21 protein-coding genes are annotated in these 20551 nt (G+C 39.2%); 5 read left to right on the top strand and 16 right to left on the bottom strand.

Annotated elements, in window-relative coordinates; genetic code table 11:
- Positions 1-215: 215 nt before the first annotated feature.
- Both ACK2WI_RS02085 and ACK2WI_RS02080 read left to right on the top strand, forming a co-directional pair.
- A complete protein-coding gene (locus tag ACK2WI_RS02085; RefSeq protein ID WP_312698460.1) occupies positions 216-776 on the top strand; it encodes a DUF4230 domain-containing protein in 561 nt (186 codons plus the stop codon).
- A 6-nt stretch (positions 777-782) separates the two neighbouring features.
- The gene (locus tag ACK2WI_RS02080; RefSeq protein WP_312698461.1) at positions 783-1391 is read left to right on the top strand and encodes a class I SAM-dependent methyltransferase; all 609 of its coding nucleotides are present in this window, start codon (positions 783-785) and stop codon (positions 1389-1391) included.
- Here the strand turns inward: ACK2WI_RS02080 and ACK2WI_RS02075 are convergent.
- The gene (locus tag ACK2WI_RS02075; RefSeq protein ID WP_312698462.1) at positions 1380-2594 is read right to left on the bottom strand and encodes an MFS transporter; all 1215 of its coding nucleotides are present in this window, start codon (positions 2592-2594) and stop codon (positions 1380-1382) included. The genes ACK2WI_RS02080 and ACK2WI_RS02075 overlap by 12 nt on opposite strands.
- A gap of 280 nt (positions 2595-2874) precedes the next feature.
- Positions 2875-3276 (bottom strand): hypothetical protein, encoded by a 402-nt coding sequence (locus ACK2WI_RS02070; protein ID WP_139185433.1) that lies wholly within the window; start codon positions 3274-3276, stop codon positions 2875-2877.
- Between the two features lie 852 nt (positions 3277-4128).
- On the opposite strand from ACK2WI_RS02070, the gene ACK2WI_RS02065 reads away from it, so the two are divergent.
- Entirely contained in the window at positions 4129-4299 is a 171-nt protein-coding gene (locus tag ACK2WI_RS02065) for a hypothetical protein (protein WP_409149602.1), read from the top strand.
- A 213-nt stretch (positions 4300-4512) separates the two neighbouring features.
- Here the strand turns inward: ACK2WI_RS02065 and ACK2WI_RS02060 are convergent, their stop codons facing one another.
- From ACK2WI_RS02060 to ACK2WI_RS02045, 4 genes are all read right to left on the bottom strand, one after another.
- Complete coding sequence (locus ACK2WI_RS02060; RefSeq protein ID WP_312698060.1) at positions 4513-5460, bottom strand: DUF5106 domain-containing protein; 948 nt, start codon at positions 5458-5460, stop codon at positions 4513-4515.
- A gap of 158 nt (positions 5461-5618) precedes the next feature.
- Positions 5619-6308 (bottom strand): hypothetical protein, encoded by a 690-nt coding sequence (locus ACK2WI_RS02055; protein ID WP_093096125.1) that lies wholly within the window; start codon positions 6306-6308, stop codon positions 5619-5621.
- Between the two features lie 540 nt (positions 6309-6848).
- Positions 6849-8384 carry a hypothetical protein gene (locus ACK2WI_RS02050; RefSeq protein WP_312698061.1) on the bottom strand — a complete coding sequence of 512 codons (1536 nt, stop codon included), beginning with the start codon at positions 8382-8384 and terminating at the stop codon, positions 6849-6851.
- A gap of 95 nt (positions 8385-8479) precedes the next feature.
- On the bottom strand, positions 8480-8662 hold the full coding sequence (locus ACK2WI_RS02045; RefSeq protein ID WP_139185432.1) for a hypothetical protein: 183 nt from the start codon (positions 8660-8662) through the stop codon (positions 8480-8482).
- A gap of 667 nt (positions 8663-9329) precedes the next feature.
- Here ACK2WI_RS02045 and ACK2WI_RS02040 point away from each other — a divergent pair.
- A complete protein-coding gene (locus tag ACK2WI_RS02040) occupies positions 9330-9641 on the top strand; it encodes a hypothetical protein (protein WP_409149599.1) in 312 nt (103 codons plus the stop codon).
- Here the strand turns inward: ACK2WI_RS02040 and ACK2WI_RS02035 are convergent.
- From ACK2WI_RS02035 to ACK2WI_RS01995, 9 genes are all read right to left on the bottom strand, one after another.
- On the bottom strand, positions 9638-11350 hold the full coding sequence (locus tag ACK2WI_RS02035; protein WP_409149597.1) for an ATP-binding protein: 1713 nt from the start codon (positions 11348-11350) through the stop codon (positions 9638-9640). The genes ACK2WI_RS02040 and ACK2WI_RS02035 overlap by 4 nt on opposite strands.
- On the bottom strand, positions 11347-12471 hold the full coding sequence (locus ACK2WI_RS02030; protein WP_312698063.1) for a sensor protein KdpD: 1125 nt from the start codon (positions 12469-12471) through the stop codon (positions 11347-11349). Before ACK2WI_RS02030 ends, ACK2WI_RS02035 begins: the two co-directional genes overlap by 4 nt.
- Positions 12472-12483: 12 nt before the next feature.
- Positions 12484-13563: a porin gene (locus ACK2WI_RS02025; protein WP_312698064.1), complete on the bottom strand. Its 1080-nt coding sequence runs from the start codon at positions 13561-13563 to the stop codon at positions 12484-12486.
- On the bottom strand, positions 13553-14140 hold the full coding sequence (gene kdpC / locus ACK2WI_RS02020) for a potassium-transporting ATPase subunit KdpC (protein WP_312698065.1): 588 nt from the start codon (positions 14138-14140) through the stop codon (positions 13553-13555). The genes ACK2WI_RS02025 and kdpC overlap by 11 nt, the downstream gene beginning before the upstream one ends.
- A gap of 6 nt (positions 14141-14146) precedes the next feature.
- Complete coding sequence (kdpB, locus tag ACK2WI_RS02015; protein WP_312698066.1) at positions 14147-16156, bottom strand: potassium-transporting ATPase subunit KdpB; 2010 nt, start codon at positions 16154-16156, stop codon at positions 14147-14149.
- Between the two features lie 15 nt (positions 16157-16171).
- Entirely contained in the window at positions 16172-17860 is a 1689-nt protein-coding gene (gene kdpA / locus ACK2WI_RS02010; protein ID WP_312698067.1) for a potassium-transporting ATPase subunit KdpA, read from the bottom strand.
- Positions 17861-17881: 21 nt separating this feature from the next.
- Entirely contained in the window at positions 17882-17959 is a 78-nt protein-coding gene (locus ACK2WI_RS02005) for a potassium-transporting ATPase subunit F (protein WP_093097743.1), read from the bottom strand.
- Between the two features lie 4 nt (positions 17960-17963).
- Entirely contained in the window at positions 17964-18299 is a 336-nt protein-coding gene (locus ACK2WI_RS02000; RefSeq protein WP_093096113.1) for a hypothetical protein, read from the bottom strand.
- Positions 18300-18391: 92 nt separating this feature from the next.
- On the bottom strand, positions 18392-18751 hold the full coding sequence (locus tag ACK2WI_RS01995) for a hypothetical protein (RefSeq protein ID WP_409149593.1): 360 nt from the start codon (positions 18749-18751) through the stop codon (positions 18392-18394).
- Positions 18752-18844: 93 nt separating this feature from the next.
- On the opposite strand from ACK2WI_RS01995, the gene ACK2WI_RS01990 reads away from it, so the two are divergent.
- A complete protein-coding gene (locus ACK2WI_RS01990) occupies positions 18845-19015 on the top strand; it encodes a hypothetical protein (protein ID WP_312698069.1) in 171 nt (56 codons plus the stop codon).
- Positions 19016-19046: 31 nt separating this feature from the next.
- Here ACK2WI_RS01990 and ACK2WI_RS01985 read toward each other — a convergent pair whose 3' ends face one another.
- Positions 19047-20390, bottom strand: a complete 1344-nt coding sequence (locus tag ACK2WI_RS01985) for a sigma-54 dependent transcriptional regulator (RefSeq protein WP_093096109.1) — start codon at positions 20388-20390, stop codon at positions 19047-19049.
- Positions 20391-20551: the final 161 nt, after the last annotated feature.

The following is a 20551-nucleotide window of genomic DNA, read 5'->3' as shown; positions in this document are numbered from 1 at the left end:
AAAAAAATTGGGTTACATAAAAATAATAAAATCTAAGAAGCCATGCTAAAGCGGTTTAATAGAAATATATAATATCGACAAACATTCTGTCATGTTTTTAGGTAATTAGATTAGGGAATTGTAATTAAATGGTTACTAATCAAGCCATAATGTTAGCATTACAGTTTCTTGACATTTATTTTGTAGAATGGTCTATATTTTGAGAACAGCAGGTTATGACAAAGATATTGAAAGTATTAATCGTTCTAGGTTTGATCATTGGAATCACTTGGTTTGTTTGGGAAAGGATAAAACCGGCCCCAACTAAAGAGACCAACCATCAAATTTTGGTTGAGAAAATCGAGTCAATGGGGAAATTGGAACTTGTAAAATATCGCCTAAGCGATGTGGTGGAACATAAGAATATGACTGCTTACCTTCCCGACGCAAGTGTGCTGTTGATTATTAAAGCCGATGCAGTGGGTTGTATTGATTTGGGGAAACTAAAAGCGGAGGATGTAAAAGTAATGGATGACTCGGTCACCATTAGCTTACCGAAGCCTGAGATCTGTTATGTAAAAATTGACCACAAATCCTCTAAGGTATATGATACCAAAATGGCATTTTTTAGGGAAGCAACTTTAGTAGATGAAGCCTTTAAGGCCGCCGAGGAAGAAATAACCAATCAGGTTAAGAAATCTGATATTTTGGAGCAGACAAAAAACAATGCCACACATGTATTGCGTCCATTATTGGAAGGATTAGGCTATACGAAAATCAATTTGACTTTTTACTAGAATCGCATGTCGGAAAGAGAGCGGAAAGACGTTTTTAAGGTATATGATATCATTGGGGAGCGCTTCTTTGAAAACAGAAGCCAAAACCTCATGGAGGAAAAGTACCTGGAGTTGATCTGCTCCTTGATTCCGAAGCAAGGTAATATCCTTGATCTGGGCTGTGGATCAGGCAAACCCATCTTTGAATACTTCAAAAACAGAGGTTATCAAGTAGTTGGCGTGGATGCCAGTGAGAAAATCCTGTCGATAGCGAGAGGAAATTTTCCTGAGGATGAGTTTTTTCTGATGGATATGCGACAATTAAAGCTGGAACAAAAGTTTGATGCCATAATTGCATGGCATAGTTTGTTTCATTTAGAAGGCAATGACCAAGAAAAAATGTTCAAGATATTCCAAGAGCAACTCAAACCCAATGGAGTATTGATGTTTACCTCTGGAAACGAGCTTGCAGAAGCTTGGAGTGAAAATTATGGACAGGATTTATATCATGCTTCCTTATCTCCCGAACAGTATCAAGAGCTATTGGCAGCACATCATTTTAAACTTATCCAACATAGTATTGAGGATCCCGAATGTGGCGGTGCCACCGTGTGGATCGCTCAATTAGTTCACTGACTCCTTGAACTTCACTTTCTTCATATTCGGAAGGAAATAAGCCGCAATGCCAATCAGTGGCAGATAGGAACATACCAAATAGATATTTTCCAGCGAGGTATGATCGGCCCAATAACCTAAGATAGCAGCACCTATCCCCCCCATTCCAAATGCAAATCCATAGAACAGACCTGAGACCATCCCTAATTTTCTTGGTAAGAGCTCTTGAGCATAGACCAAAATGGATGGGAATGCAGATGCCATGATCAAGCCGATGATAAAAACCAATATTCCAGACCAAAAGAGACTGGCAAAGGGCAGTAACAGACTAAATGGAGCACAGCCTAAGACAGAGAACCAGATTATATATTTCCTTCCTAAAATATCACCTAAAAAGCCTCCAAATAAAGTCCCTAAGGCAACGGCAATCAAGAAATAAAATAGGTAGACTTGAGCTTGTACATCGCTAATGGCAAATTTCTCCATCAGATAAAATTGCAGGTAGCTGGTAATACTGGCAATGTATACATATTTTGAAAAGATCAATAGCAATAAGATAAAGATGGCGAAATTGATCGTTGCATCCGAAAGATCTGGCAATTTGACCAGTTTTTTAGCTTGTCCTTTTACGGCAGTCAGTACTTGCTTATACCACACGGCGATATATGAAAGTACGATCTGAGCAAATACTCCTACCAGTAAAAACCATAAGATATACCGTTGACCATGCGGTACAACAAAGAGTGCCAATAGTAATGGCGCTAAGGCCGAACCTGTATTCCCACCAATCTGAAATATAGATTGCGCAAGGCTCCTTTTTCCACCGGAGGAAAGAAAAGCCACCCGAGAAGATTCTGGATGGAATATCGAAGAACCAATCCCCACCATGGTAACCGAGAACAGAACGGAATAATAATTATTGGAATATGCCAATGCAATAACTCCAATAATACTGAACATCATGCCGATTAACTGGGAATAAGGTTTGGGGTGCTTATCGGTATAGGCGCCAACAATAGGCTGCAAGAGAGAAGATGACAACTGGAAACAGAAAGTAATCACACCAATCTGTGCAAAGCTCAAATGAAAGTTTTCTTTCAACAGTGGATATGAAGCGGGAATAATCGCTTGGATCATATCATTGGAAAGATGGGCAAGTGCTATAGCAAGTAGGATTGGGTAAGAGGTTTTCGACTGATCGTAGGAGAAAGATTGTTTTGGCATAAACTGACAAATAAATTAAATTGCTGTTAGGCAAATCATTAAAAATCAAAGCATATATCCAGACAATAATATCTTATTGGGAGGGTAAGCTGCACAAATGTAAGGCAATAAATAGCGGAATACCAAAGATTATGGGAGAAATCTGAATAAATAAATGGCCTGTTATAACATCTTACTTTAATTCAATAAAAAAGCGCGGGAACCGCGCTTCTTCTCTCATTATTAGTTCATAAGAGCCAATAGAATGTGAATTATTGACAATAAAAAATCTGCTTTTGAATTAATCCATTTTCAGCGTAGGCTTGATATCCTCGTAAATCGCCATATATTCTAAGCCTGCTTGTCCGGCATTGATTACCTCACCTTGGATCATCACCTGTATATTGCCATCTTGTTGCGGAACCTCCAGGACCTTTGAAATCTTGACATGCCCCCCAACAGGGATTTCGGATTTCAGTTCAGCATTAGGCATGCTGCTTTCTGCAGAAAGGAAATATCCGGATTTTCCGCCATCGGAATGCGTGTAATGATAATAATAAAGGGGTTCTTTGGTAATGAAAATATTGTTTGCAATATCCGCATATTTAGGATCTTTGGTTACATCTCCCTTTTGGCCTGTACAAGCTGAAAAGATCAAGACCGATAAAACAATCGCCAGCCAACTTAAATGTTTCTTCATCATTTGCTAATTCTATAAGTTTTAAAATTATTTTTTCTATTCTCCTATTGATGGCATAAAGGTCCGTATATAGCGCTTAAAGCAAGAAAAAATTGAATGACAAAGCGTATACAGGCGTATTTTACCTTATATACAATATATATACAAGAAAAATAAGTGTACAGAATTGCCCTAAAAGCAATGGGAGTTGAAGAAGGATTGTTGGAAATATTTGAGGTATTGTTGGGGAAGTATTAAGTTATTTTTGCGGCATTTGTCATCATGAGAAGGAAAAATTTGAGCTTAATTTATCGGAAGGTGATTACAGCATGTTGGCAATGAAAATCTATTAGCTCTTTTGTTTTATAAATATAGAACCCCATTTGGGGTTCCATTATTTTAGCAGGCATGGCACGTTAGCCTGGAAGTCGCGCAAAAACGATGTTCGATTAATCGAACATCGTTTTTGCATTAGCCCTATATTGTTTACCATCCATGCTAAAATAATTCATCCCCGCTGGGGATGTATGGTGGAAAACACCCTTTCTTTCAAAGTGTCAAAGTGAAACACAAAGGTTCTTGGAGAAATGGGAACATTCTAAATTTAAGGCTATCATTATTGTATTGGCGAACAGGTTCTAAATCTTCGATTTAGAATGACAGGAAATTGTGGGACATTTCCGTACAGATTCTTCACTCATCGTTCAGAATTGAAAATGAATTCAGTAAGGATTTTCAGAAAAAGATTTCACCCCCGCTAGGGGTTTTCTACAAACATCTATCCTTCCGAAGGAAGTCCTTTAGCCTCCGGCTCATTTCCAGTGGCGGAGAAATGGAAAGAATGCCGATGCCCTGTGCGATGGGATTGGCCTTGGAATGCTTTCAGAAGGTCATCCCATCAAAAGGGATGACCTTCTGAAAGATATTCCCGACAACAAGGCATTCATTTCATGTGCGGATGATCGTGCGAAAAGCCACCTTAAATGGGCCGAAGGTTTTTGGTTACTTTTGGGCTCCAAAAGTAACAATGACACCGGAAATCCTTAAATGGGCCGAAGCGTTACGGACTCGAGTTGTTTTTGGTATCCGTGAGCTCCTTCGTCGGTTTGGTTACTTTTGGGCTCCAAAAGTAACGAAGAGAATTTTGCTGACAAAGATTTCACCCCTTCCAGGTATTCCCCTACAAGCATTTTCCATAAATAAAAAAATGGAAACAATTTGAGTTGTTTCCATTTAATAAATACGCTTATTTTTTCAGTTCTATATATTTTGGAAGAATTGAACCACTTGGTTCAAGTTGGAATCTTTCAAGATGACCTTTTTGTTTTCATCCATTAAATAAATAGTCGGAGTTGCTTTGATCATATACAAGCCTGTGGTCACAACGGTTTGATTTTCATCCAATCCATTGATCCAATTACTTGGAATGTTTTTTTGGTAGCTTTCCCAAATCTCTTTGTTTCCATCAGGATATAAGGCTAGGATCTTTAAGGCTCCTTTTTCCAATACGGCATTGAAACCTGGATTCGATTTAATCTGACCAATTGTTTCTTCACAATTACTGCATCCCGGTTCGTAAAAGATCAGCATGGTAAATGGCGCCTTGATTGCATTTAGTGAAGATGTGGTACCATCAGGCGTTAAGAAATTAAAATCAGCGGCCAGTGTTCCTGGTTTGTTTTTCCTTAACAATGGTAATAAGGTTTCATATTTAATTTTCTCTTCTGGAGAAAGCTTACCGGAACCAATCAAATAATCCAAAAATGTTTCATAGTACAGATCATTGCGCATTGGCGAATTTGGATTAGCTAGATAGTTGTCGAATTGGAACTTAAAGAATTCAAATACGGAATTTTCAATCTTGGCTTCGTTGAACAAGGCTTCAATTCCTTCCTTCAAGGTATCTGGTTGCACTAAGGGGAAATGTCCAATATAATCAGCGACAGCTTGCTCACCATAATTGGGGTCAAAGACTTTGCTGGTGTCCCTAAAATTGAAATTATCCCAGAAGTGATTGAAAACATAGGTGATTTTTGCTTCCTCTCCTTGGATGTTATCAGGAGCTTTAGGTGGAGCATAAGCTGCATTTGCAGGAAGATCATTTATGATTTCAGCATCGTTATTGTTGGAGTTTGATTTTTGATTACAGGCAGTGACCAGGAGAAGACCTGCAAGAAATCCTAAGGTCAATATATTATTTATTTTCATATTCAATTTATTATAAACCAATAGCAAGAAATACTGTGCCAAGGTAAGTTTTTAGAAATAAAATAAGAAAGATAAGGGTAATTTGAGGGCCTAAAAAAAGAGAAGCCTTGAAATCGGGCGAGATCAAGGCTAATTATTAATAGTTAGTGAATCTAAGCTTATCTATTAAGGGTATACTTCACACCTACCGAAGTAGATACGGCCCCTTCAAAATTCCTTCCTCCCACTTCACCATCGAATTCATCACCGTAAAGGTTACCTCTAACATCCAAGGTGAAGTCTAACTTATCCGTTAAACGGAATGTTTGTAGGACACCTAAGTTAGGACTGAATTTCAATGATCCTGGATCTGACAATACGGCTCCAAAACCGATTCCCACATAAGGAATTAAATTGTACAAACGTCCTGGGTCATAACCCAATGCATCATTAGTCCAGTTGAACATAAAATCTGCGTGTACATTAATGAAGTTGAATTTTTGATGCTCTAATGATTGTGCAACATTAAAAACTTCACCAGTCGAGTACATTTTAGTTTGGGTGATACCTTTGTAATTCAATCCGTTCACGCCCAATCTAACTGCAAATTTTTCGTTAATCCATTTACCTCCATATACCTCAAACTGAGGGGAGATTCTTTTTCCGAAATCTAATTGTTTGTCATGGTCACCAAAATATATTTGACCACCCACACTAGCTCCGACAAACCAATGATTCAATTCCGAATTTTCTTGGAAAGCTTTCTTCGCCATGAATTGCGTCTTCCAAGGGTTGTTATTAACTGGTTCCTTCGCGAAACCTGTAACTGCAAACAATGTTGCAAAAACTAAACTACTTAACTTTTTCATTAATGTTGTTTTATGATTAAAAGAAGATTTTTATTACTATTAGCTTATCAATTAGTTAACAAAATCTGCCTCTTCTTTTTTCTATCGCTTCTGAATGTAATTTGTTTAAACTACCTAATAAGTTTAAACACTTAATCTATATAGTTGAAAAATCAATAGTTAGTGTGATTCTATTTTTTTCAATTTTTCTCTGAACAACAGTACGAATATACGTGCTATTTTAACAGGTGCAAATTTCACAGAATCGCTAAATTCCACTAATAATTAATTTTAAAACCCCTAGATTTTATATATTTTCATTGAATATTTAAAATATCTTCAAATACGATGTTTGAGAAGAAACATTTTTGTTGTTTTATGACATGAATTTACTCATAACATTTTTATTTAACAATAAATTGAGATTGACTTTAAATGAATTTGTAAATGTTTATCTACAGGCAAATTTAACTTGGAAAATGGGGAGAATCGGAATGTATAATTGCCTACAGCAAAGGGCTGTCCATGCCGACAGCCCTAAGCAAACTATTATCAACTTTATTATTTTCTTACACAGCGGATGTTCTCGCGACCACCCATTGTAGACTGGAATCCGTGCATCCAAACGTAATCACCGATTATAGGAACAGACCTATTATCACTTACTCTATAACTTTCAACACCTCCTAAGATACCACCCAAAATGGCTGGATCATGCGTCCAAAAATAACCGTCATTTCTATAATCCATTGGACCTAACACGGTCATGAAATAACCTAATTTTAGAATCCTTACTTTATTACCCTGGTAAGGTGCAGCTACCCCGACGGCATCATATTCAACATAGTCCGGTTGCAAATTACGACCTGCAGTTCGATCAGTTAATATCTTTGTTTCAGACTTTGTCGGCATTCTCCACTTGTTCAAAGGATAAACCCGGGTACAAGGATCTTGTTTATTTGCTGCCGATGTCGGGAAAGAAGACCTATACTCCCAAAACTCCTCTCCATCTCTTGGGTAAGAATCAATCTCAATCATATGTCTAAAACGATATGCTTTATCTGCAGTACTGAAATATAGATTTGCTCTCGACCATTGCAAGCCAACTAGTGACAAGGCTGACTCAATTAAATCCATTGAATTAGTCAATCTATTACCCCAGTTAACAGCCGTCATATCCATAGCATATTGGAATGGAGTTGAAAATGTCCTGGTACTGTTATTATCAAGTTTAACGGTAAATGTTTCAACATTTACAGTCATAGGAACTATTGGTGTTTGAGCTGCAGTATAGTAATATGCAACCTTGATTGTATCCTTGGTAGCAACACTATAATTTGTAAAAGTAAGATTACCTACGTCTACTGTTGAAGTATTTTCATATTGTCCAGTAAATACATTTAAGGTTCCCTTTTTAATATAGTCAGTATTAGCAAACTTTGCTGTAATGGTCTGAAGACCTGCGAACATTCCTCTAGCACTCAGTTCTGCACCGATCCTAGCTGTACGGTGTGCAAACCTAACAAGCAAAGGTTTATCAACAGTTCCCGCACCAGTAACAGTTACCGTTCCGCTAGCGTACAATAAAGGCTTATCTACCACTGACTCAATAACCGGTGCTGCTGGATTGGCAACATCTGGAATATTATCTGTCGAATTGTAGGAATAAGCATACCATTGGTATTCTTCATTTTTCACTACCTCAACGTGAGACGCTACACCTGATTCTGCATGTAAAGAGGTTATAAACTTTCCATCTTTATAAAGCAGCAATCTGTATTTTACCCCTCTATCCATAGCAATAGCTTTTGTAGCAGATTTTCCGTTACTTTTTGCAACTTGACTGTTCGAAACGGTTCTGTCGCCTTCAACTTGATCTTGCTGAAGCCTAACTACCGCATCAAATTCTTTGTAAGTAACATCTTTTTCTTCTAAGACACCTGGAGCCAATTGTGTAGAGGTTTTGGAATTAGACGCTTTCATTGCTTTAGGAGCAATATCGACTTCGTTTTCAATTCCTTCAACTTTAATACTAAGTGAAGCAGAAGCGCCAGAACCAGCATTGCCGGAGTCTGCGTTCTTATCACAACTTGTCATTAATCCCAAGGTGACAACCCCTAAAACACAAAATCTAACAAGACTTGTATTTGATATTTTTAGATATGATTTCATTTTCTTATTTGCCCTTAATTCTATAAATCAATTTCATGAGTTTCCTTGGAATCCATCCAATTGTCTATTTCCGGAGTGTAGTTCCCATTGGTTCCATTGCCCGGTGTAAATGTCGCAGAGGACGCAAGGATCCCTTGCTCGAGTTCAATTTTTAAAAGCACAATTTTTGGTGACACATACGCACCCAATACTTTCTTTTTCATAGTTGTTTTTTTTGTTTCCATCCACTTTCATGGTTAGATTTGAAGAGTCCTTGACAATTTGATAATGTTGATGTTGTATTCCCCAATTTGCCCAACAATACCCGCTCAAACACTTCAGTCATCATTTGACTTTTCCCAAGCCTTTGTTAATTAATTATTGATTCAAACTTTAATAAGTAATAAATTTTTATTATTTATTGGCACAAAAATATGCCAACATATTAGGGTATTCATGCATTAGATTCAATTAATTCGGTTATGTAGTAATTACCTTACATCCAGATTGTTACAATAAACTTAAAATAAATAATAAGTTTATTTTTAATAATATTAGCGTAAAAAGAAAGGTTAAAAATGATTTTAACTTAAAATATAAATATCAAACAAACACCCTATTAACAATAACTAAAAATTATTATACATGCATAATATTTATTGAATAAATCCATTATTCAAATAATAGTGACAGTGCTAATATTTAATGACACGACAAGAATTACATTCGATAAATGGATGTTTGCCTAGATAATACTACTCTTATCCTTTTTAAAATCGTTCTAACTAAACATTTCTGCTACGACAGAGGTATATTATTATAGTAGCTCTGCGATTTATGAAGAAGGAATTAAGTAAATTAGGAGTATCAAACTAAGGAAAGGAGGCAAACATGAAGATCATCACTAGGATTTGGCATGGGATAACCAAAAAAGAGGATGCCGATGCATACCTAAATTACCTATTTGACACTGGAATAAAAGATTACCGAAGTATAAAGGGAAATCTCTCCACCAAGGTGTTGCGGAGGATTGATCATGATATATGCCACTTTATGGCCATTACCGAGTGGGATTCGGTGAATAGCATACAGGAATTTGCCGGTGAGACCTTCGAAAAAGCAAGGTATTACAAGGAAGACAAGAAATACCTGCTAGAATTCGAAGAATATGTTACACATTTTGAAACGTACTTGATTGATTAAGCATTGATCATCGGAAGCCTGAAATAAAAGGTACTTCCTACACCCAGTTCGCTTTCGACACCAATTTTGCCGCCCTGATTTTCAATGAAGTCTTTGGAGATGGATAACCCAAGTCCTGTCCCCATCCTTACGCTGCCTGGAATTTGGAAATATCGGTCGAATACCTTCGACCGATAAGCTGAATCGATACCTTTTCCATGGTCTTTGACAGCAAATAACAGATGCTTGTGGTCCTTTTTCAGCGAAACGACAATCTTGCTGTTTACCGGTGAATATCTGATGGCATTGGTAATAAAGTTGGTCAATACCCAAGCCGTCTTTTCTTCATCGACGTATATTTTGGAGATATTATCTTCAATTTCTGTAGTGATTTCAATATGCTTTTGTTCAGCTTGCATCCTAGTAGCATTTAACGCATATTGAATAATTGGCAAAGGATCGGAGATCTGCGAATACAGTTTGATATTTCCAGTCTCTACCTGAGATACATTCAATAACTCGCTGGTAATGCGTAATAACCTTAGGCTATCCTCTTCTATACCTTCCAATAGCTTCTTCTGCTCATCCGTCAGTGAACCCGTACGAGGATGTTTAAGCAACTCCGAGCTTAATTGTATGGATGCAATTGGCGTTCTCAACTCATGGGAAACCGTAGCAATGAAATTGGTCTTTGCCACATCCATTTCCTTGAAGGCAGTGATATTCTTCAAAACGATCAACTCCCCTATCTTTTGGCTCTTTAGCTCTCCTGTAGGGATTATTTCCATAGGAATGACTTCCTTTTCAAAATAGCTCTCCTTATTATCGGTAAAGATCTTGAGTGTCGACTCTCTATTGTTTACATCGATCAGATTGCGGACCAGATCATTATGGTGCACCAGATTATCGATATTACTGTTTAATAAATCTGTGCGTTTTAACCCGGAGACCTGAAGGCATTCATCATTGATCAAGATGATCTTTCTATTTTCATCCAATCCAATAACTGGATCATGCATGCTATTGACCAGGGTCTCAACCCGCTTCTTCTCTTCAAGGATCTGGTCCAGCTTGCTATTGGAATATTCCTGCAGCCTTTCTGCCATACTGTTGAAAGAACTCGCCAGTTCCATAAACTCACTATCCCCTTCGAAGTAAACACGTTGGTTATAGTTTTGACGGGCAATTTCACTGATGCTTTCCGTCAGTTTTTTAATAGGATTGGCGATATTGCTCGGGAGGTTGATAAATAATACAAACCCGATCAAGAAGCAGAGTGCCCCAACAACAGAGATAAACACGAATGCATTGCTGGCCATTTCTTTGGCATGATCGCTTTTCATAACGATGGCATCCATATTAACGGTCATCAGTTTTACCAGATCTGCCCGGAACTCCTTCCCTACCTGAGGGTCTTCTGGGTTTTCCTTTAAGCGGATCAGTTGCTCAGAAAGACGATCGGTGATATTTTTTTCTCCCTGTTCAGTTACATTCTGGCGTTGCCTAGCAAAATTGCTTTCTAGTTGAGCAATGGCTTCCTTATTCAAATGGATCTCATCGGATGCCTTGAGCATATTCCGTGCATATTCCACAGAATTATAGTTTGCAGATAGAACGTTTTCAGTGTCTTTCTTCAAAGAGCTGACAAATATAGTGCTCACCGCAGCAAGGATCAGGATCATTAAAAACAATAATCCGATACCTAAATAGAGTTTAGCTTTAATTTTCATGATAGAATAATGATGTCAACTTGAATCTTTTCTAATTTTTTTAATAGTCTTCTAAAGATACCCATCGACCATAAGATCCTTAGGAACGGCCAATAAGGCCAACCTACGCAAAGGGTCGTGATATCCATCCGAAGGACTTGATCGACGATGCTTTCAGGGACGTCCTTTCCCTGGACTTGGATTACCTGTCCACCTAATTCGGTCGCCAATTTAAAATTATTAATGAGATAACGCTGCTTATCCAGCGCAATTTTATCGGTACTTTCTTTTGGAGTCTGTATATACAAGACAAACCAATCGGCTTGATAATAGCTGGCAAGCCTTGCAGTCCTTCGAATCAGGTTCTTGGCTTTCTTTTCATCAGTTCCTATACAGACCATAAACCGTTCTGCTTTACGCTTTGAATCAGGTTTTTTCTCGCGTTCGTGTTTTTTGATGGCATGGGCAGCTACTTCCTTTAGGGCAAGCTCCCTTAACAAGAGTAACTGTTCAGATTGAAAGAAATTGTTCAATGCTGTTTCAATCTTCTCTTTTTTGTAGATCTTGCCTTCCTTTAATCGGCCAATCAGGTCTTCTACAGAAATATCTACAAAAACAATCTCATCGGCTGACTGAATCACCCGATCAGGGATACGTTCATAGACCGGAACAGACAATAGGTCGCCGACCTCTGCCTGTAAGCCTTCGAGATGTTGGATATTGACAGCAGAAATCACATTTATGCCTGCATCCAACAGCTCCATTACATCCTGCCAACGCTTTTCATTTTTACTGCCTGGCACGTTGGTATGCGCCAATTCATCCACAACTACAACTTCGGGATGCTTCTGCAAGACCAAGTCTACGTCAAGGTCTTCTAATTCATTGCCTTTATAATAGATTTTCTTTCTTGGAAGCAACGGTAAACCGGCCAGCTGCGCAACGGTCTCTTCTCTATTGTGGGTTTCAATATATGCTATCTGTACATCGATACCATTTCGCAAAAGGTTATGAGATTCCTGCAGCATCCTATAGGTCTTTCCTACCCCAGCACACATCCCTAAATAGATCTTAAACTTGCCCCTCCTGGACTGTTTGATCAGTTCCAGAAAGTGTTCAGCCGATTTTCGTTGTTCTTCCATTTTAATAACTATTTAGAATCGCCAACCCAAGGCGGTACTGATGGTAGTGCTGTTGCTTTTTAAATCGGTCTGATCGTTTACAAAGACCTTTTCCGAAGAATTCAAATTTCTTACCTCAGCCCTCCAAATCAATCCTTTATACAAGTCTACATCAAATCCCGCAGAATAGCCAAGAATGTTTGTCCCTCGCTCTCCAAACCTACCAAATACCACTCCGTCTGCATCATTGAAATATTCCAGTCTTGCATTCAGCTTAACCTTTTGACTCAGCGCATAATTTCCTTGGATCCCACTATTCCACCAATGGTAAGTTTTCGCAATTAAAGGCTGCTTTTGCATTCCATAGTCCCAGTTAGCCAAAATGTTCATCTTACCATTTACTGCAACCTGCACATATAAATCATGGAAAAACCTTAAACTATCCGAACCTTCATCGCCTACATAAGAGCTACTGTTCAATACAACCGACTCAAGCGGTTTATATTGGATCTGATGGCCAAATGAAATGTTTTTACTCGTGCTCGGCAATTGTATCCTTTGCCAGCCATTCAGTGCAACAGCTGCAAGGTATAATTTGGAATCCTTAGTAGTATAGGATAATCTTGCACCGGTTTCAAAATAGGGCGAATTCTCAGCGGCTAAGCTTCGGCTCAAGCTGATATTATCCAAACCTATTGCACTCTCTCCACCGATATGCGATGGCAATACCCCTGCATCTATCCATAAATCATGATTCTCCAATAGCTTATAGCCTACATTGGCTTCATATACATTCTTCCAAACACCCTCTTCAGCAGCATAATTCGCATTCATATAGCTACCAACAGCAATCGCCAAATTGCTTCTAACTCGATTTCCATCATAAGCAGCTTTGATCATGGCTAAGTTAACAGAGAACTCATTGCTCCTGTTATGGCTATAGATAAATGCTGGCCTTTTATGGTCTTCAGGTTTATTGAAATCATAAGTATAATACGATTCAATATATCCGGAGAAAGTCAAGTTCGATTTCAAAGTATCGCTTATTTCCTGAGCATCAACCGAACCCATACCTAAAAAGATAGAAGCCGTGCAAAGAAATTTATTGAGCATGTTCTACTCCTTTCTTGTTGGCAATAGCATCTAATGCTAGGTTTAGTTCCAATACATTGACTTTCGCAGGACCGAACATCCCCAAAAGAGGATTTTCGGTATGTTCTTTAATCAAGCTGATTAATTCCGTTTCTGCAAGGCCTCTCAATTTTGCAATACGGGGAACCTGTATTTCCAAGGCATTAACAGAAAGATGGGGGTCAAGACCGCTTCCGCTTGCTGTAACGATTTCGGTCGGAATCTTTTCTTTGGTCACATTCGGGTTATGCGACAAGAAATGTGCGATCCTACCCTCCACCTCCTGTATATATTCGGGGTTAGAACCCGCCAAGTTGCTACCACCTGAGCCAGCAGCATTATAATCTACTGCCGATGGCCTTGACCAGAAGTATTGGTCTTCAGTAAACTTCTGTCCGATATTTTTGTAATATGTCTTTCCATTTCCTTCAACTAGGAACCCTTTTCCTTGGTTAGGACTTAATTGAGCAATAGCCCACACGACGAATGGATATAGTATAGCAAGTAAAATAAAGCTTAAAATACTCATCTTAATTGCTGGTAAAATTTGTGCTTTCATTTCTATTTAAATAAATACTGACAACAATAGATCGATCAATTTGATACCGATGAACGGCACGATTAATCCTCCAAAACCATAGATAAAAATGTTCCTACGCAACAAGGCAGATGCACCAATTGGCTTATATGCAACACCTTTAAGCGCCAAAGGAATCAACATCGGTATCAGGATCGCATTGAAGATAATAGCCGAAAGAATTGCCGATTCAGGACTACTTAATTTCATGATATTCAATGGAGCCAATGCTGGGATCATAGCCACAAATAATGCAGGAATAATCGCAAAATACTTGGCAACGTCATTGGCAATACTGAAAGTGGTCAGTGTTCCCCTGGTCATCAACAGTTGTTTCCCGATCTCTACGACCTCAATCAGTTTTGTAGGGTCATTATCAAGGTCTACCATATTACCGGCTTCCTTAGCCGCTTGGGTACCACTGTTCATCGCAACACCCACGTCAGCTTGTGCCAATGCCGGAGCATCATTAGTTCCGTCTCCCATCATGGCGACTAGTTTACCTTCGCCTTGTTCCCTACGGATGTAGTTCATTTTGTCCTCAGGCTTCGCTTCAGCAATAAAATCATCCACACCAGCCTTTTTAGCGATATATTCAGCAGTCAAAGGGTTATCACCAGTTACCATCACCGTTTTGATACCCATCTTTCTCAATCGTTCAAAACGTTCTGAAATACCGGGTTTTATGATATCCTGCAATTCAACAACCCCCAATGCTTTTTCATTTTCTGAAACCACCAACGGAGTACCACCATTACCAGAAATGCTTTCCACAACTTTCACAACATCATCTGGAAATTGATTGCCTGCAGCTTCTACTAATCTTTTGATAGCGTCAGTAGCACCTTTACGGATACGTTGATTGGCGATATCCAAGCCTGAGCATCTAGTCTCTGCTGTGAACTTGATAAATTTGGATTCTTGTAATCTATAAGGTGCAAGGTCAAGACCGGCCAACTCTACGATAGATTTACCCTCAGGAGTTTCATCACTCATAGAGCTCAAGCTAGCTGCTCGAATCAATTCCGTAGAATCAACACCTGCAGCAGGGTAAAACTTGGTTGCCTTTCTATTACCAATGGTAATCGTACCGGTCTTATCCAATAATAGCACATCCACATCTCCCGCCGTCTCAACAGCTCTACCAGACTTCGTCAACACATTAGCCCGCAATGCACGGTCCATCCCCGCAATACCTATTGCAGATAGCAATCCTCCAATGGTAGTCGGAATAAGACATACAAAAAGTGCAATAAAAGCAGCTATACTGATCGGCACATTTGAATAATCAGCAAAAGGTTTCAAGGTCACACAGACCAAAATAAAGACCAAGGTAAATCCTGCCAGTAAAATGGTTAAGGCAATCTCATTAGGAGTCTTCTGTCTTTTGGCTCCTTCCACCAAGGCGATCATCTTATCCAAGAATGATTCCCCAGCGGTAGCAGTCACCAATACAACGATCTCATCCGACAAAACTTTGGTACCTCCAGTCACTGAACTGCGGTCACCACCAGCCTCTCTAATTACCGGTGCAGATTCACCCGTAATGGCACTCTCATCAATGGTAGCTAGCCCTTCGATGATTTCTCCATCACTTGCAATAATATCCCCAGCAGCACAAACGAAGACATCTCCTTTTTGCAATTGCGAGGAAGGAATTGTTCTACCATCTTTCAATTTTGCTGGAGTCTCCTCTCTAGTTTTACGGAGGCTGTCTGCTTGAGCCTTTCCTCTAGCCTCAGCTAAGGATTCAGCGAAATTCGCGAACAATAGCGTAAGCAATAAAATAAGGAAGACGATAAAGTTATATCCAAAGGAGCCTTGCGATTGATCTCCCAATAATATGGCAATACACACTACTAACATCACCACAGTACAGACCTCAACGGTAAACATGACTGGGTTACGAAGCATTTCTTTAGGATTGAGTTTAATAAAAGCCTGTTTAAAAGCAACTTTTAACAACTCAGTATCAAAGAATGGATTATTTGATTTCATTTTGATTCTCATTAATTATTTGATAGAAAAATACTCTGCAATTGGACCTAGGGTCAATGCAGGGAAGAACGCTAATGCAGCAACAATCACGATCACGGCAAATACCATAAATCCAAAGCTTGCTGTATCTGTTTTCAGCGTTCCTGCACCTTCAGGGATATATCTCTTCTCTGATAAAATACCTGCAATTGCAATTGGCCCAACAATCGGGATAAACCTTCCGAACAACAAGACAATACCTGTACTGATATTCCACCATAAGGTATTATCTCCCAAGCCTTCAAAACCACTACCGTTATTCGCTGATGCCGAAGTAAATTCATAAAGCATCTCAGAGAAGCCATGGAATCCAGGGTCATTGGTAGTACTGGCTCCAATAGCTGGATAGGCAGCAGCAATAGCGGTTCCTGCAAGGATTAAGAAGGGATGTATTAGGGCAACGATCATGGCGATCTTCATCTCCCTCGCTTCTACCTTTTTACCAAGAAACTCAGGTGTACGGCCGACCATCAAACCGGAGATGAATACCCCCAGGATAATGAAGACAAAGAAATTCAGGATCCCTACGCCATTACCCCCATAGAATGCATTGATCATCATGGCGAGCATTTCATTCATTCCCGAAAGCGGCATACTACTATCATGCATCGAGTTTATCGAACCAGTGGAAATCACCGTTGTCACGATCGACCAGAAACCTGAAGCCGCCGCACCAAACCTGATTTCCTTACCTTCCATTGCTCCTAGATCCTGAGTAACTCCCAATCGCTCAATAGCTGGGCTACCATGTGCTTCCATCAATACGTTTGGAATGGCCAGGCACAAAAACCCGATGGTCATCACTCCAAAGATCATTAAGGAGAGTTTTCTACGGTTTATGAAAAAACCTAATGCAAAGACCATAGCTACAGGGATTACAAACTGTCCTATCATTTCAGCAATGTTTGATATATAGCTGGGGTTTTCAAGGGGATGGTTTGAATTCGCACCGAAAAAACCTCCCCCATTCGTACCCACATGTTTTATGGCAACAAAGGCCGCAACAGGACCTCTTGAAACCTCAACGGAATCCCCTTGAAGGTTGATCATCGTATCTTTACCTTCATAAGTCATCGGAGTACCTTGAAAAACTAAAATCATGGCAACGATGAATGATATCGGCAATAATATGCGTGTGCATGATTTCAAGAAAATATCATAGAAGTTTCCCAATAGCTTGCTGCCTTTATCCTTAAAAGCCTTGAAAAGCACAATAGCAGCGGATATACCAACTCCTGCACTCACAAACTGAAGGAACATCAATCCTGTTTGGGATAAGTAACTGACTCCTGATTCTCCAGAATAATGCTGAAGATTACAGTTTACCAAAAAGGAAATTGCTGTATTAAATGCCAAATCAGGCGACATATTCGGATTACCATCAGGGTTTAATGGTAGATAAGCTTGAAACATCAAGATTAACATCCCTACTACAAACCATAGCAAATTAATGGTCAAGAGTGCAACCAAATGTTCCTTCCAAGTCATTTCCTTCTTATAGTCTACACCTGAGAGACGCATAATACCTCTTTCGATCGGACCAAAGATCTTATCCAAGAAACTTGGTTTATCGGAAAAAACATTGGCGATATATTTACCTAGGGGAATAGCAAGAATAATGGTTGCTAAAAACATTGCGATAACGCCCCATATTTCTGTGTTCATTAAATTCATTTTTTCTGTTCCTTAAAATTTCTCAGGATTCAACAATACGTACATGGTGTATAAAAAGACCATGACTGCGACGATTAATAATGCGATCATATCCTTAATTTTCTATTATAGTTTTTACATAAACTGACCTCAGGTCCTTTGGAAAAAAGGTCAGGTGTTTTCTTAAGCTTGCCGGAGATTCGGTCGAAGCCATACGCTCCAGAAACTCATTCTCTATGGCATTCTTCACGTGCAAGGATCCCCCGCCATACAATATCCCGATCACATGGATTGCTTCACGGGTCATCTGCTGTTCATCAGTAGAACCCTCAAAATTTGCCATACAATATTCGGCTACATGTTGAAGAACCTCATATTCAGATTCCAGCGCTCCCCCCTGCACACAGTGCGGAAGCCAAGCTTTAACGGTTGAAATAATTTTACTTTCCATTTCTTTAGATTTTGTCGAAAAAATCAACGGACTTGAAGAATAGAGCAAAGCAAACAATGCCCAAAATCAATAATGCTAGGGTTAAAATCATGTTATTTGATATGTTGAATGATGTAAACTTCCTTTAGACCTTGCGGGAGCTGCGAGATGATCCTGCTCCATTGCTTGCTACTGCATAAATGGTCCATCCTCGTCAAACAGTGCATAAAGAGATATTCTACATGCTGCTTGATATGTTGATCCCCTTTCTGATAAAGAATCCCCACACAGGATAGTATCCTCTGTACATAACTAAAGTTTTTCTTTTGACACAGTTCGCGCATATAACTCACGATCACCTGCATAACCGCAGCCACATTCTCCTCAGATTTAAACCTCTTCAGTTGTGGAGATAATTTCCGGATATGCCTTCCTACATAATTTGCCATCTCTTGGGATGTAATCTTTTCCATAATAAAAAAAATCATATTTACCCCCAGATGCCAATCTCTATTCCAGCGAATGAAACAAAAGGCTAACTAGCTACTTATCAGTGCTATAAAAATATGTTGGAAGAAATAGCAAATAAAAAACCCTATCATTTTGATAGGGTCATTATCATTTTGAGAACCAGGATGCCCTTCGACGCCGCTCAGGGTACGGGATTGGAGGAAGGAACAAGATCATGGAATGAACCAGGATTTCTGGTCACCCCTATTTGGGATGGACAAGGTTAATATCTCAATACTCAAATCTCATATCTCACATCTATATCTTGTACTCCTCAATTTTCCTATACAAGGTTGCGACTCCAATTTCGAGTAATCGTGCGGCTTCGGCTTTATTGCCTTTGGTAAAGGCCAGGACTTTTTGGATATGCTTTCGTTCTATTTCGGCGAGGGCCATTGCGGAAAGGCTATTTGAGGTACCTTCCTGCATACAGAACTCATAAGGCAAGGCATTAGCATCCAAGGTATCACCTTCAATAAGGATTAAACTCCTTTCGATACTATTTTTCAGTTCCCTGACATTTCCTTTCCAGGAATGTTTTTGCAATAGATCTATATAGGAATCATCGATTTTCGGAACCGACATATTCAACTTTGCGGCTTGGAGTGCAACAAAATGTTTAACTAATAAGGGAATATCAGAGGTTCGTTCCTTTAGGGATGGTAAGGTGATGGTAAATACAGAAAGTCGATAATAGAGGTCAGATCTAAACTGCCCGTCTTCGGATTCCTGTTCTAAGTTTCTGTTGGTAGCAGCGATTACACGGACATCGACTTTGGTCGGTCTGCTTTCGCCAACTTTCAGGAATTCTCCGGTTTCTAATACACGTAATAATTTAGCTTGAAGTTCGATGGGCATTTCACCTATTTCATCGAGGAATAAGGTTCCTTGGTTGGCTTCTTCAAACAAGCCTTTTTTATCTTTCAATGCACCGGTAAATGCACCGGCAACATGACCAAATAATTCTGACTCTAAAAGGTCCTTACTAACGGCAGAACAATTCAGGGCAACGAATGATTTGGCGTTTCGCTTGCTATCATAATGGATTGCTTGCGCAAATACTTCCTTACCGGTACCTGTTTCCCCCAATAATAAGACCGTGGCGTCAGTCTGGGCTACCTTCTTGCCTAAGGAGATGGCATTTTGCAATTCCTTAGATTTACCTACCACCTGATCAAAAGAATATTTCTTACCCACCTTTTCTTGAAGCTGCACCAAGCGTTTTGCCATTTCCACTTTCTGAAAGGCTTTATTGATCAATGGGATAACCTTATTGTTGTCATCACCTTTGGTCATATAATCGAAGGCTCCATTTTTAATGGCCTGCACCCCATCAGGAATCTGACCGAAAGCTGTCATCAACAAGACTTCCGCTAAAGGTTGTAGCTTTTTGATCTCCAATACCGCTTCTACCCCATTTCCATCAGGAAGTTTCACATCACATAAAACCACATCGATATCTTTGGTCTTTAGGATCTGATAGCCAGCCTTGAGGTTAGCAGCCTGAAAAACTTCCAGATCATCCCATTCCAACTGGATAATCCTAGCCAGTAATTGGCGGAGTTTATCCTCATCATCAATAAGCAAAATCTTCTTAAGCATGACCTAAATTAGTGTTTCCTGATTAGAATTAAAAAAACCAAACTAAAATCCCAGTATAAATGAAAAATCCCAAGGCGGGGAGCCTCAGGATTTTATCAAACCAATTATTAACCTAAATTATGAAATTTAATTTTTTCTTTGTTGATGATATAACGCAAGTC

This window comes from Sphingobacterium sp. BS-2 (genome assembly GCF_046161205.1).
Lineage (GTDB): Bacteria > Bacteroidota > Bacteroidia > Sphingobacteriales > Sphingobacteriaceae > Sphingobacterium > Sphingobacterium mizutaii.
This window is presented reverse-complemented; position numbering and strand designations above follow the sequence as displayed.